Below are 12788 nucleotides of genomic sequence, written 5' to 3' on the forward strand. Positions count from 1 at the left end.
CCAGTATGCCCCCGACCATCCGGTCGGGGGCATACTGCATTTCGAAACCATCGCCTCCACAACGCATTCGAGTGCGATCTCCCATCCGATTCCCAGGGCGTCGAACATCCATGTCTCACGATTGTGTGCGGTGTCCGAAGACTGCATATCGGAGCGAACAGATCGAGGCGCCGCCGGCTAACCCAGCGAAGGAGTTCAGCAAACGCGTTCGCGTTTGTCAGGCGCGAGCGGAATCGTCAACGAATTCGTATGCGTCTGACAAACGCGAGCGCATTCGCCAGACGCGTGCAGGTTCGCCACACCGATGAACGCCAATCCCGCGAATCTGACCAATGAGCACGCATCTGCCAGAAGCCCCGCGCAGATCGACCGGTCCTCCCGAGTGTTCCGTGCACCGCTGCACGCACGAAAGACACTGTCGAGTCCGGGGACATATGAGACACGCACGGCCACGGTCCACACCGCTGACGGCGTAGGGCTTCCGCACCGCACGAACGCGCGCGCAGCCGCCAGTCGCCCGCAGAATCGCATCCAGTTCAATGACCGATCCCCACGCATCTGACACACACGCGCGCACATGCAGCTGCGACAACCCGCACACGTTCGATCCGACGGTTGTGCCTTCGGCCGCGTCGAAGCTCCACTGCTCAGATCGCACGCCGGCAGCATCGACGTGTGGCTGAGTGCGCACGGACCTGTATGTCCACTCGAAATCATCTATCTTGCAATGACATTCGAGACAACTGCCCGGTCCCCGCTACCGAATGAATTAATTCGGTGGAGTTCGAGACTCAGGCCGTGCATGATCATTGCACAGGCACATCGTAGAGACCGTGGAGGTGGACAATGGCAGCAGAATCGAAGTACGCGAGCCGACGAGTCGTCTGCGCTCGGTTTACGGTTATTGCCAATCATACTCTCTGAGTAGAGCTTCGGTCCGAAGGTGATGGTGACACCCTTCGAATTCTTCGCCGCGCAGCACATCGCTGTCTTCGGCATCCATACTTGTTGTAGGAGAACAGATGTACCACTACGAACAAATCATGAACGAACATCGACAACGCGTCGAGCGTGGTGTTCGGAACTACGAACGGCTTCGCATCTCGGCGGAAAGGGCAGCGAAACCGTCTGCTAGCGAGGGAAACTCGCGAGAAGCGGTGGCTGTCGACGATGGGGTATCCAACGACGGCGATGATCCGACGTCCGAGTCCAACCTCCGCGTCGAAACGTCGTCGTCCGTGAGCTGAGGCTCAATGTACGACCAGATCGGAATAGCGATCGCCCGCCGCCGCGATGAAGTCGCGAACGAACCAGCACGCAGGGACCACCCGGAGTCCCTGCGTGCTGGTGTCGTCGAGTGCGTGCTCGGTGAGTGTGGCTGCGAGTCCACGGCCACGAAATCGAGGAAGCGTGACGGTGTGATGGAACGTCCTGAGGCCGTCGGATTCGATGTATTCCGAGTAGCCGGCCAGCTGAGAGTCGACGTGGATCTCGAACCGAGTGTTCGCACTGTCATGGGTGATCGTCACCTGCATGGTGGTACCTCCTGGCCGAGTTCGCTCACCTCACCGTAACCGGCACTCGTCCGGCGGGGTGTTCGGCGGTTACTCGAGCGTGGGTCGAAGCAGTAGGGTGAGGTAAACCGAGTCGTGCAAGCGCCACCCGTCGCAACACCGCTCTTCATAAGTACGGGGCGCTCTCGAGGCTGAAGGTGGCAATCCGTGGAAGACACATCCGACCGGGGAATCAAGGCATTCATTCGAACCGTGGCGCAGCGCGGTGGACGCGCGGAGCGGCTGACCACTTCTCGCCGTAACCCCGTGCAGGTCTGGTCGATGGACGGGAAGTCTTCGTGCATCGTTCGAGTGCGATCGAAGGTGACCGGGGACTGGAAGGCTCGCAGGCAAGACGAGTCACTCGAGAGCGACGACACCGGTTCGTCGTATTGGGTGTTCGTCGACCTCGCGAACGAAGAGCCGCGCTTCTACATGGTGTCCTCGGAAGAGATGGCTACCGATATTCGCGGAGAAGTCGATCTGTGGGTTCAGGATTCGCCTCTCCGTACCAGAACCGGGCATCACGCAATCGCGGTGGACCGGGTGGCGCATGGCAGTGAGCGGTGGGACTTGTTGGGGCTGAGCTCCACGTTGGACACCACGCTCGATGTCGGACCCGAGCAGACGTGGGTTCGTACCCCGCGGGTGAAGGCACCCCGCAAATCGGCCAAGGTTGCCGTGGAGGAAGAAGTCGTCGACAACCGCGTGCGGGTCGTCGCCGATTGCGAGGGCTATCGACTGAGCGGCCGCTACGACCCCGAGACCCAGCGACTGGAGATCACCGCCGGTCCGATGGAGGGGCGACGGTTCGACAACCCGTCCGTCGCCGCCAGTGCCGTCGCCACCCACATCAGCGGGGATGTCGAAGAACGCGACGGCTGGCAGTTCTGGCAATTGGACACCCCCGATCGCGCTCCGCTGGGATCGTTTCAGTAGAGAACATCTGACCGAACCGGCTTCGTTGTGAGTCCTCACCAAATTGTTCTATCTCGGTTAAACGGGCCAAGGGCCCGATTAACCTTGCGCTCGTAGGACGAGCTCCCTGTTTTAGCCACTGGGTCGAATCGATGTTCGAGAGTTCGTTCGTACATCGAAGTTCGAGTATCAGCGAGCTCAACGGTCGACAGTGCGAGGGGTGCTGTCGACCGTGGGAGAGGTATTCACCATGGAGCATTCCTACCGGTCAGGGTCAGCCCACGCGTCCCGTTTCGTGTTCCTCATCGCGCAGTTCGTCGATCGACGGATCCCAGCCGAGTTCTTCTCGGCCCGGTTTCGCGAGCTGCAGAACACTCAATCCGTGTACCTCGACGCCGACGTGTCGTCCGTCATCGGAATGTTGTCGGTGGACGTCGGCGCGTATCTGGGTGACGTCGAGATCCGCGGAGTCGACTACATCGACTCCGAACAGTTGTGGAGGGCGGCCGGGCAGGCGTTCCGCGATCTGATGACCGTCCAATCCGAGCACATCGAGCGTGAGGCAGGCTGACGGTCTACCTGAAGCGATCGCGTTGCCGCAGCAGATCTTCGAGCCTGAATCGGCGATGGGTTCCGCGCATTTCGATAGGTAGATCGCCCGCATCTGCCAACCGCCTGACATAGGTGTCGGAGACCCCGAGTACTGCCGCGGCCTGCGAGGTCGTGAGTAACTCGTCCACCGTTCCGATTGCCACTGCTCGGCCGGTAGACAGCTGGGTGAGGAGTTCGAGCACAGCACTGCGTGCCGCGTCGTCGAGTGGAACTGCCGAATCTCCGATTCTGACGTCGACGTCCGTGCCGCTCCGCTTGTGCACGACGGCCGCGAGTTGAGTGGCCGCGCGCGAGCTGAGAGCGGGCATGACGAATCGGAAGTCCATTCGACCAGGATAGGAGCGGGCAGTACGCATAGGCTCGAGGCACCCGACTCGCAAGGAGTGTTTCAGTGCCGCAGTTGTTGCATCTCGATTCGTCCGCCGACCCGGTGCGTTCGATCAGCCGTCAGGTGACGGCCCGCTTCTCGGACGGTTGGCATTCGATCGGAACCGACCATTCCGTGATCCATCGAGACCTACACCTGAATCCGCTGCCGCACCTCCCCACTTCGGCGTTGCACTGGGCACCCCACTTGCGTACAGCCGACGAAAATGTGGAGGCGTCCGCCGAGGCTCTGCAGATCGAACTGATCCAAGAACTGATCTCGGCAGACGTCGTGCTCATCGGCGCACCTATGTACAACTGGTCGATCCCGTCGACCTTGAAGGCATGGATCGACTACGTGCATGTTCCGGGCATCACCGTCCCGTTCGACGGCGATACGGCACCCCTCGTCGGCAAACCTGCAGTTGTGGTGACCAGCCGCGGCAACGACTACAGCCCCGGTACCGACGCTGCGTCGGCCGACCACACCACGGCCCAGCTGCGGCAGGTCCTCGGGGTCGCGCTCGGAATGGACGTCCACTTCGTCCCGATCGATCTGACTCTTGCCGCACGGGTGCCGGCGCTGGCACCTCGGATTCCGCAGGCGCAGGCCAATCTCGAGGCTGCGTTTGTCGCCGTCGAGGAACTCGCTCTGCAATTGGGCGGGGCATTGCCCAGGTAGGACCCGAGTAGCCTGGCGAGGTGCTACCGAACGGCCCAGGCAACGACACCACCCGCGGCAACCGCGGATCGGGTCGGCATCGTATCCACACGGCGTCGCGTCATCGTGGTCTCGCGCTTCGTATCGGACGGGTCGTCGTTGCCACTGCTGCGGTTGCTTCGGTTGCGGTGAGTGGCATCGGGTTCGCGGTCTACCGTGAGGCGACCACCGGACTGACCACATCCGACGCTCTCGACGGTATCGCGAACAACGATCCGAGCGGCAACGGCCAGGACACCAACATCCTGTTGATCGGCCTCGACAGTCGCAAGGACATGGACGGAAACGACCTGCCCGCCGAGTTCGTCACCGATGAACTACACGCGGGAGACAGCGATGTCGGCGGCTACAACACCAATACGCTGCTGCTGCTTCATCTTCCGGCCGATGGCGGACGTGCGACTGCGTTGTCGATTCCTCGTGACGACTACGTGGACGTCCCCGGGTACGGCAAGCGAAAGATCAAGGAGGCGTACGGGCTTGCCAAGGCCGACGCCGACACGGAGTTGCTCGACGAGGGCGTCACCGATCCGGCCGAGCGTGAACGGCGAGCGAGAGAAGCGGGCCGGCGATCGACGTTGACTGCGGTTCGCGACCTGCTCGACGTGCCGATCGACCATTTCGCCGAAGTGAACCTCCTGGGTTTCTACGACGTGGCGACGGCCGTCGGCCCCATACAGGTGTGCTTGAACAATCCGGTCGACGACAGCTATTCGGGGGCGAACTTTCCAGCCGGGGCTCAAGAGCTGAGTGCCTCGCAGGCGCTGTCCTTCGTACGGCAACGTCACGGCCTCGACAACGGCGATCTCGACCGAACCAAACGGCAGCAGGCTTTTGTCGCCGGGGTGATGGCCAAGCTCAGCTCCTCCGGTGTTCTCGCGAACATCGGCGAACTACGCGCGCTGGTGGCGGGAACCAAGAACGATATCGTCATCGACGCGTCACTGGATCCGATGACGCTCGCCGGGCAAGCCGGTGCGGTCATGCAGGGCGACATCGACTTCTACACGCTGCCGATCATGGGTTACGACACGATCAACGGTCAGGACGTCAATCTCGTCGACGTCGACTCCATCAGGGCCGAGACCGCACAGTTGATCGGCAATGCACCGCTGCCCACACCGTCGATCACCGAGGCGCCAGCCCCGACGACGGGAGCTCAGCCACTGGCGATTGCCCCACCGAATCCGATCGAGGATCTGCCCGCGGCACCCGACGAGGGTGTGCACAGCGACGGCGGCATTCCCTGTGTCGACTGAGCCCTGTGTCGACCGAGCCCTGCGTCGACCGAACTCGCGCCGGTCAGGTCACGGCGCGCTCAGCAGAACATCCATCAGCTGCTTCTCCACCGCAGCGAACTGAGGTGTCGTTACGATCTCCAGTCCGCGTGGGCGGGGCAGGGCCACCTCGACCTGCCGTCGGACATGGGCCGGCCTGGGGGAGAGGACGATGACACGATCGGAGAGGTAGACCGCCTCGCGGATGTCGTGCGTGATCATCAGCACCGTCCATCGAAACTCCGACCAGACCTGCTGCAACCAGGACTGCATGTCGCTGCGGGTCAACGAGTCCAGCGCTCCGAACGGCTCGTCGAGCAGTAGCACCGACCGCCCCTGCACAACAGTGCGCAGTAGCGCTGCTCGCTGGCGCATGCCACCGGAGAGCTCGGATGGCCTGGCCGACTCGTATCCGTCGAGGCCGAACACCGGGAACAGTTCCCGCGCCCGCGCCCGCGCTTCCTTCTTCGCGACCCCCTGCACTTCGAGTCCGAGAGTCGTGTTGTCCAGCACGGACCGCCAGGGAAACAGAAGATCCTTCTGCGGCATGTAGGCACACGGCGGCACATTAACCGTGCCGGAATCGGGTCGGTCGAGCTCGGCCAGCATGTTGAACACCGTGCTCTTGCCGGATCCACTGGGTCCGATGATCGAGACGAATTCGCCGGGTTGCGCACCGAACGACACGCCGTCGAGCACAAGCTTGTCGCCGAACGATTTGGTCAGTTCGCGAACATCGATGCTGTTGTCGGAGGTATTCGGGTCAGACATGTAGTCCCGCCGAACCGTGGCGTGCCCACGGAGCAACCAATCGCTCCACCACGAAGGTGGAGACGAAGAGGACCACACTGATCACGGCTGTGACGGCCACGGCGGCAAGGACCAGGTCGGTTCTGAACGAGTTCTTCTGTTGGCTCATGTAGATGCCGAGCCCTGCACTGGCTCCGGCGTATTCGGCGAAGATCGCCCCGACGACGGCGTAGGTGATGCCGATACGCAGCGCTGTGAAGAACCGGGGGAGAGCCGACGGTAGTCGTACGTACCGAAACTGTTGCCAGCGTGAGGCTCCCATGCTCACGAGAAGAGATCGAGCATCGCGATCGGCCGCCGCGAAGCCCTCGATGAGCCCGATGGCCATCGGGAAGAACGTGGCCAGAGCGATCACCAGAACCTTGGGCAGCAAGCCGAAGCCGAACCAGATGATCAGCAAGGGTGCGATCGCAATGATCGGCAGTGTCTGCGACACGACGAAGAGCGGTACGAACGCGCGCCGGAGCCACGGCGAGAAATCCACCGCAACAGCCAATAGCCAGGCGAGGGCCAGGGAGACCGCGAAACCGACGAGCGTCACCTGCAGGGTCGCGGCCGCGTTCTCGGTGATCGCGTCGCGTTGCGCCCAACCCTGCACGACGACGCGACCGGGCGATGGCAGCACCTGCGGGCGGATGCCGCTGACCTGGACGTAGATCTGCCAGGCGGCTACCAGTGCGACGACGACGGTGACTGCGGGCCACGCCCAGCGGACCGAGGCTCGGATTCCGCTGAAGGAGAACGTGTCTCGCTCAGCGGTAACCGGCTTACCGATCGCCGAGATAGTCATTGGTGAAGTAGGTCGACCAGTCCGGCTCCGTCGTCAGAGGGGCACCGTTCTGATCGGCCAGTACGCCGCTCTCGTACAGGAACTTCGAGTACGCCGTCCACTTGTCGAGGCTCTGTCTTCCGACCTCGCCGGAGGCATCCTTCATGTACTTCGCCGCGAGCATTTCCTGGCTCTCGAAAACGAGCGACTCGTCGGTGAAGGTTCCGGGGTTGGCGTCGATCAGATCCTGGGCAGCTCTGTCCGGATCGTCGGCAGCGAGTTGGTACCCGCGTTGCAGGGCCTGGACGAACTTCTTCGCCTCGTCCGGGTGCGCAGCGAGCCAGGGCTCGTTGCCACTGATGGTGAGAGCATAGGCATCGGGAAATCCGTAGTCGGTGTAATCGAAGTACTTCATCGGGGTTCCGCTGTGTTCGGCTTCGATGCCTTCCCACGCGAAGTAGGAGACGGTGAAGTCCGCGGTACCGGAATACACCGCCTCGTACGCCGAGGTTCCCAGCACTACGGTCTCGTATTCGCCTGTGCCACCGTCGTTCTTGATGACCTGCTGGAGTCCGGCTTGCTCACCGGATTCGCCGAAGCCGGCATAGACCTTGCCGTCGAGTGCCTTCGGGCTGGGGATGTCGTCTCGATCTGCGCGAACTCCGATGCCTGTCGCCCAATGCTGCAGTGGTGCGAGAACGGATACGGTCTGTGCGCCCGCCGAGGTGGCGAACACCCCCGAACTCTGTGTGCTGATGCCGAACTCGGCGTTTCCGGCATCGACGAGGGTGTCCGCTGCAGTGTTGTTGTAGGGCAGAACTTCGACGTTCAAGCCGGCGTCGGCGAAATACCCTTCTTGCAGAGCAACGTAGAGACCGGTGTGATTGGTGTTCGGGGTCCAGTCGAGGGCGAACCGAATGGTGTCGGAATCGGTCGATTCCGAGCATCCTGCCAGTCCCGTGGTCGCCACGACCGCCGCTGCAAGCGTGGCGAGAATGCGAGCGGTTCTCATGCGTACACCGCACTTTCGGCCAGGGGCCACGGTGTGGGATGTAAAGCGCTGTCCCAGAACATCAGTTCGTATCTCGACGCGACGACGAAGGCGTCGATCATCTGCTCGCGCTGATCGAGTGTCGCGGCCGCGGCGGCGTCGTCCACGAAAGTCTTCGCAGCGTCGACGATGGCATGGAATTCGGGTGCGTCGTAGGCAGCGACCCACCGCGCGTAGGGGTGATCGGGATCGCGATCGAGAACCGTCTTCGCTGCTTCGGCGAGTGAGCGGCCGACATCGGCGTAGATCCAGAAACACGGCAGCACCGCCGCGGCCGCCACGGGATACGGCTCGGTTGCCGACGTGGCGGTCAGATACGACGTGTAGCCCAGGCACGCAGGTGAAGGCTCCGGCGTAGCCGTCGACGAGGGGAGTGAACCTCCGGTCAGCATGGCCTCGTGCGACGACGCCTCGTCCATGGCGCTCGCGGCGGCGCTCGCCCAGAATGCCCCGGCGAGCGGGTTCGGAGCGTGTGCTGCCAGCAAGGACAAAGACTTCACGTACCCGCTCAGATAGAGCGAATCCTGCTCGAGGTACCGACGGAACGCGTCGAGCGGAAGCGTCCCGGCACCGAGCAGTCGGAGAAATTCCAGGTTGTCGATCGCGTGTCGAATGTCCGCAGAGGCATCCCACAGGAGATCGGTGAAGCGGACCGGGTCCGCAGATACAACAGGCGTCATCGCCTTGACATCCCTTCGTCAGTATTACCTGCATCAGGTTCGGCGGGTTTGATCTCAGCATCCGCATCGGCGGACACACCCCGTGTCAGAACGAAAGCGACAGTAACACCGGTCACCTGGTGTGGGTGCCGTCGCCCCTGTATCTGCGGTCCGGACTCACCCCAGCATGTCCTCGAGTTCCATGCCCTTGGTCTCCGTGATCTTGGCCTTGACGAAGAAGAACGACAAGGCGGCGAACAGTGCGAAGCCGGCGTAGATGACCCACAGTCCCACCGTCGACGTCAAGGGCGGGAAGGCAAGGGTGACAGCGAAGTTGGCGACCCAATTGGCTGCGGTGCCTATTCCGAGTGCCATGGCTCGCATGCGGTTGGGGAACATCTCGCCGAGCATGACCCACATGATCGGACCCCAGGTGGATGCGAAGAAGATGACGAAGAGATTGGCACCGACCAGAGCGATAGCACCCCACGGAGCGGGGAGCGTGACGTCGTCGCCGCTGCCGATCGACTGCGAGAAGGCGACGGACGCCATGACGAGACCGACGAACATGCCGAGTGAACCCGCCAACAGCAACTTGCGCCTGCCGATGCGGTCGACGAACAGGATGGCCACGAACGTCATGACCACGTTGATCACCGCGGTGATGACGGAGGTGGTGAACGACTGATCCTCGCTGAAGCCGACCGAGCGCCACAGCGTCGTCGAGTAGTAGAAAATCGCGTTGATGCCGACCAACTGCTGCAGCACGGCCATCGTGATGCCGACCCACACGATCGGTTGCAGGCCGAACTTGGGCCCGCGGATGTCGGCGAACGACGAACGCGACTCCTTGCGCAGAGTCAGCCTGATCTCGTGCACGCGCTCGTCGGGATGCAGTTCGCCGGTGATCTCGGCGAGCACTCGCGCTGCTTCCTCATCGAGATGCTGACCCACCAGATAGCGCGGGGATTCCGGAATCAGTGTTGCCAGCAGCCCGTACACCAGTGCGGGAACGACGCCGACGAGAAACATCCAGCGCCATGCTTCGACGCCGAACCACAGGTCGTTGGACGCCCCGTCTGCAGCGCCTGCGAGAAGCGCGTCGGACAGCAGGGCGGCGAAGATGCCGATGGTGATGGCCAGTTGCTGGAGCGAGGCCAGGGAGCCGCGCCATTTGGCCGGTGCGATTTCGGCTATGTAGGCCGGTGCGATCACCGAGGCGATGCCGATGCCGAGTCCGCCGAGCACTCGCCACAGCATGAGATCGGGAACGCTGAACGCGAATGCCGAACCGACCGAGGAGATGGTGAACAGGGCCGAGCCCAGCAGCATCACTCTCTTGCGTCCCCAACGGTCCGCAAGGCTGCCGGCGAACCATGCACCCACTGCGCATCCGATCAGGGCGATCGCCACCACGAAGCCGGTGGTGAACGAGCCGAGGGAAAAGTGATCTTCGATCGAGTCGACGGCTCCGTTGATGACCGAGCTGTCGAAGCCGAACAGGAAGCCGCCCACAGCTGCGGCGACACTGACGCCGATGACCTTCGCTGTGTGGTGGTCCGAGGTCTGATTCATGAGTGACGCACCTTCTGGCCGCGCGCATGGGCGTCGGCCGCTGGGGAGACCGTACGGCAGAGATTGTCGTACCGTCCCCGGACATTACGCCTGGTCCTTCGCCGCGCGAACGACGCCGTCAGCGGAGGTCGAAATCCTCGGCCGAGACGGTGAAGCCATGGCCGACCTGATCGGTGCAGGTCACCCCGGACTCCTCGTCGACGCTGCACTGCAGGCCGTTGGTGGATCCGCTGCCGGGGACGGTGAGCACCTCGCCGTACGGTAGCGCCGCCGCGGGGCCGTCGAAACGATGGAACTTGGGATCGCCGAGACTCTCGAACTTCGCCGGAGATCCAGCGATCAACTGCACGGCATTGGGTTTGACGGCTGCTTCCGAAGCGCCGCTTCCGGGAACCTTCGGTGCCGAATCGGGGAGCGAACCGTGGCAACCGGCGATCGAGGTGTTCAGGACGGCGATACCGCACTCGAATTTTCCGCTGGGGCTCGAAAAGTAGTACCAGCCCGGTGCTTTGCCTGCGTAGTCCTTCGAATTGGCCTGCGCCGCTGCCGAACTCGTCGGCGTTGCCGTGGTGGACGTCGTCGGCGTCGTGGACGTAGGTGGGGATGCCGGCGTACTGCGGGGCGTCGTCGGAAGAGCGGTGATCGGGGTGGGACGGTCGGTGACGATCGTCGCCATCGGCCCGTCGCCTCCACCGGAACCACAGGCGGCCAGTAGGCCGACTGCCACGACTGCCGCTGCCGCACATACGATTCTTTTCAACGTCGATTCCTTCGCTCGGGGGCGTCGACGCCGAACGTAGCGCCGCCGAGCCCAGGGATGATGTTGGTACGTTGGGCAGCGACCGAACAGGAGGCTCGATGGGCAACGCGTCCGACTCCACCGTGCGTGTGAGCACGCCGTACGGCGACGTCCTCGGCTATCCGGTTGCCGCCGACGCATCGCCTGTCGTGGCGTGGAGAGGTATTCCCTACGCGACACCGCCGGTGGGGAAGCTTCGGTTCGGATCGCCGCGACCGTTGCAGCCGTGGTCCGGAGTACTCGACGGTCTCGAGTTCGGCGCGATGGCACCACAGGGTCGCGACAGTCCGGTGCCGATCGATCCGTCGCTGTCGATCTCCGAGGACTGCCTCACGCTCAACGTGTGGGCCCCCCGGCCCGATGGAGAGCAACGTCCGGTGCTCGTGTGGATCCACGGCGGTGCGTACTCGCTCGGATCGTCCGCTCAGCGGGTGTACGACGGGCGGAACCTGAGTGAGAACGGCGACGTGGTGGTGGTGACCGTCAACTTTCGCCTCGGTGCCTTCGGGTTCCTCGACCTGTCGTCGTTCTCCACCGACGAGCACACCTTCGAGACCAATCTCGGACTGCGAGACCAGATCGCAGCACTCGAATGGGTGCGTGAATGCATCGCCGCGTTCGGTGGCGATCCCGATCGAGTCACTCTGTTCGGTGAATCCTCCGGGGGCGCATCGGTCACCACATTGATGACGTCTCCGAAGGCCGAAGGCCTGTTCCAGCAAGCGATCGTGCAGAGTGCTCCTGCGACGTCCGTGTACGGCCCCGATCGAGGTGCCGCAGTGGCGTCGAGATTCCTGGAATTGGTGGGTGTCGACCGGGAAGACATCGGCGAATTGTTCGATATGCATTTCAGCAGGCTGGTCACTGCAGGAGACACGCTCTGCTACGAAATTCCCACGAGAGTTCCTGGAACACTCGGTCTTTCGCCGGTCGTCGATGGAGACATCGTTCCGCGCTACCCGGTGGCGGCGTTCCAGAAGGGTCTCTCGCACAAGATCCCACTGATCATCGGCACCAATCACGACGAGCCGTCGATCTTCCGATTCATGAAGTCCCCGCTGATGCCGATCACCTCCGACACCGTCTCGGAGATGTTCCGGGCCATTGCGCACGATCACGCCGATCTGCCGGCCTATCGCGTCGCCGAGATCATGGCGGCATACCCGGACAGGGACAAACCGGCCGGCGCACAAGCTATGTCGCGTGATGCGGGATTCGTCATGCCGAGCATGTGGATCGCCGACGCGCACAGCAGGCACTCGCCGACATGGATGTACCGGTTCGATCACGCGACGCCGATGCTCAAGGCGGCTCGCGTCGGGGCCGGACACGCAACCGAACTGCCGTACGTCTTCGGCAACTTCGGGACGCTGAACCGAGACCCCACGTTCTGGCTCGGCGGACGAAAACCGGCGATGGCGGTGGCGGCGCGAATGCAGAGACGGTGGCTCGCTTTCGCACGGTACGGCGTGCCCGCTGCGCTGGACGCGTCCAAGCATTGGGCTCCCTACACCGAAAAGACGCGTTGGACGCTGGTCATCGATACGTCCGACGCACTTGTCGAGGACCCCGACGGCGACATGCGCGCTGCATGGGGCGACCGTGTGCTGGGATTCAGCTGACACGTCGTCCTGCCTTTGGTCGTTCCACAGGCATGAAACGAACGTAACAGCAAGAA

General features: G+C 63.0%; 13 protein-coding genes and 1 riboswitch. Of the genes, 5 read left to right on the forward strand and 8 right to left on the reverse strand.

Going from position 1 to position 12788, the window contains the following annotated elements:
- Positions 1 to 1250: 1250 nt before the first annotated feature.
- Entirely contained in the window at positions 1251 to 1535 is a 285-nt protein-coding gene (locus O4220_RS26035; RefSeq protein ID WP_269608446.1) for a GNAT family N-acetyltransferase, read from the reverse strand.
- 186 nt (positions 1536 to 1721) lie between these two features.
- Here O4220_RS26035 and O4220_RS26040 point away from each other — a divergent pair, with 186 nt between their 5' ends.
- Both O4220_RS26040 and O4220_RS26045 read left to right on the forward strand, forming a co-directional pair.
- The gene (locus tag O4220_RS26040; protein ID WP_269608447.1) at positions 1722 to 2492 is read left to right on the forward strand and encodes a hypothetical protein; all 771 of its coding nucleotides are present in this window, start codon (positions 1722 to 1724) and stop codon (positions 2490 to 2492) included.
- Positions 2493 to 2721: 229 nt separating this feature from the next.
- Positions 2722 to 3042 carry a homoserine dehydrogenase gene (locus O4220_RS26045; protein ID WP_269608448.1) on the forward strand — a complete coding sequence of 107 codons (321 nt, stop codon included), beginning with the start codon at positions 2722 to 2724 and terminating at the stop codon, positions 3040 to 3042.
- Positions 3043 to 3046: 4 nt separating this feature from the next.
- Here O4220_RS26045 and O4220_RS26050 read toward each other — a convergent pair whose 3' ends face one another.
- A complete protein-coding gene (locus tag O4220_RS26050; RefSeq protein WP_269608449.1) occupies positions 3047 to 3409 on the reverse strand; it encodes a helix-turn-helix domain-containing protein in 363 nt (120 codons plus the stop codon).
- A gap of 65 nt (positions 3410 to 3474) precedes the next feature.
- On the opposite strand from O4220_RS26050, the gene O4220_RS26055 reads away from it, so the two are divergent.
- Together O4220_RS26055 and O4220_RS26060 are read left to right on the forward strand one after the other, a co-directional pair.
- Complete coding sequence (locus O4220_RS26055; protein WP_269608451.1) at positions 3475 to 4131, forward strand: FMN-dependent NADH-azoreductase; 657 nt, start codon at positions 3475 to 3477, stop codon at positions 4129 to 4131.
- Positions 4132 to 4151: 20 nt separating this feature from the next.
- Positions 4152 to 5429, forward strand: coding sequence for an LCP family protein (locus O4220_RS26060; protein ID WP_269608452.1), 1278 nt, complete (start codon positions 4152 to 4154; stop codon positions 5427 to 5429).
- Between the two features lie 48 nt (positions 5430 to 5477).
- Here O4220_RS26060 and O4220_RS26065 read toward each other — a convergent pair whose 3' ends face one another.
- From O4220_RS26065 to O4220_RS26090, 6 genes are all read right to left on the reverse strand, one after another.
- A complete protein-coding gene (locus O4220_RS26065; protein ID WP_269608453.1) occupies positions 5478 to 6218 on the reverse strand; it encodes an ABC transporter ATP-binding protein in 741 nt (246 codons plus the stop codon).
- Positions 6211 to 7047, reverse strand: coding sequence for an ABC transporter permease (locus tag O4220_RS26070; RefSeq protein ID WP_269608454.1), 837 nt, complete (start codon positions 7045 to 7047; stop codon positions 6211 to 6213). The genes O4220_RS26065 and O4220_RS26070 overlap by 8 nt, the downstream gene beginning before the upstream one ends.
- Positions 7025 to 8038 carry an ABC transporter substrate-binding protein gene (locus O4220_RS26075; protein WP_269608455.1) on the reverse strand — a complete coding sequence of 338 codons (1014 nt, stop codon included), beginning with the start codon at positions 8036 to 8038 and terminating at the stop codon, positions 7025 to 7027. The genes O4220_RS26070 and O4220_RS26075 overlap by 23 nt, the downstream gene beginning before the upstream one ends.
- The gene (locus O4220_RS26080; protein WP_269608456.1) at positions 8035 to 8757 is read right to left on the reverse strand and encodes a TenA family protein; all 723 of its coding nucleotides are present in this window, start codon (positions 8755 to 8757) and stop codon (positions 8035 to 8037) included. Before O4220_RS26080 ends, O4220_RS26075 begins: the two co-directional genes overlap by 4 nt.
- A riboswitch (TPP riboswitch) is annotated at positions 8751 to 8850 on the reverse strand. It overlaps the preceding gene by 7 nt.
- A 63-nt stretch (positions 8851 to 8913) precedes the next feature.
- The gene (locus O4220_RS26085; protein ID WP_269608457.1) at positions 8914 to 10311 is read right to left on the reverse strand and encodes a sugar porter family MFS transporter; all 1398 of its coding nucleotides are present in this window, start codon (positions 10309 to 10311) and stop codon (positions 8914 to 8916) included.
- A 118-nt stretch (positions 10312 to 10429) separates the two neighbouring features.
- Entirely contained in the window at positions 10430 to 11071 is a 642-nt protein-coding gene (locus tag O4220_RS26090; protein WP_269608458.1) for a hypothetical protein, read from the reverse strand.
- 98 nt (positions 11072 to 11169) lie between these two features.
- Between O4220_RS26090 and O4220_RS26095 the strand changes: the two genes are divergently transcribed.
- Entirely contained in the window at positions 11170 to 12732 is a 1563-nt protein-coding gene (locus tag O4220_RS26095) for a carboxylesterase/lipase family protein (RefSeq protein ID WP_269608459.1), read from the forward strand.
- Positions 12733 to 12788: the final 56 nt, after the last annotated feature.

Origin of the sequence: Rhodococcus ruber (genome assembly GCF_027270735.1) — a bacterium.
In the GTDB taxonomy this organism is placed as follows: Bacteria; Actinomycetota; Actinomycetes; order Mycobacteriales; family Mycobacteriaceae; genus Rhodococcoides; species Rhodococcoides rubrum_A.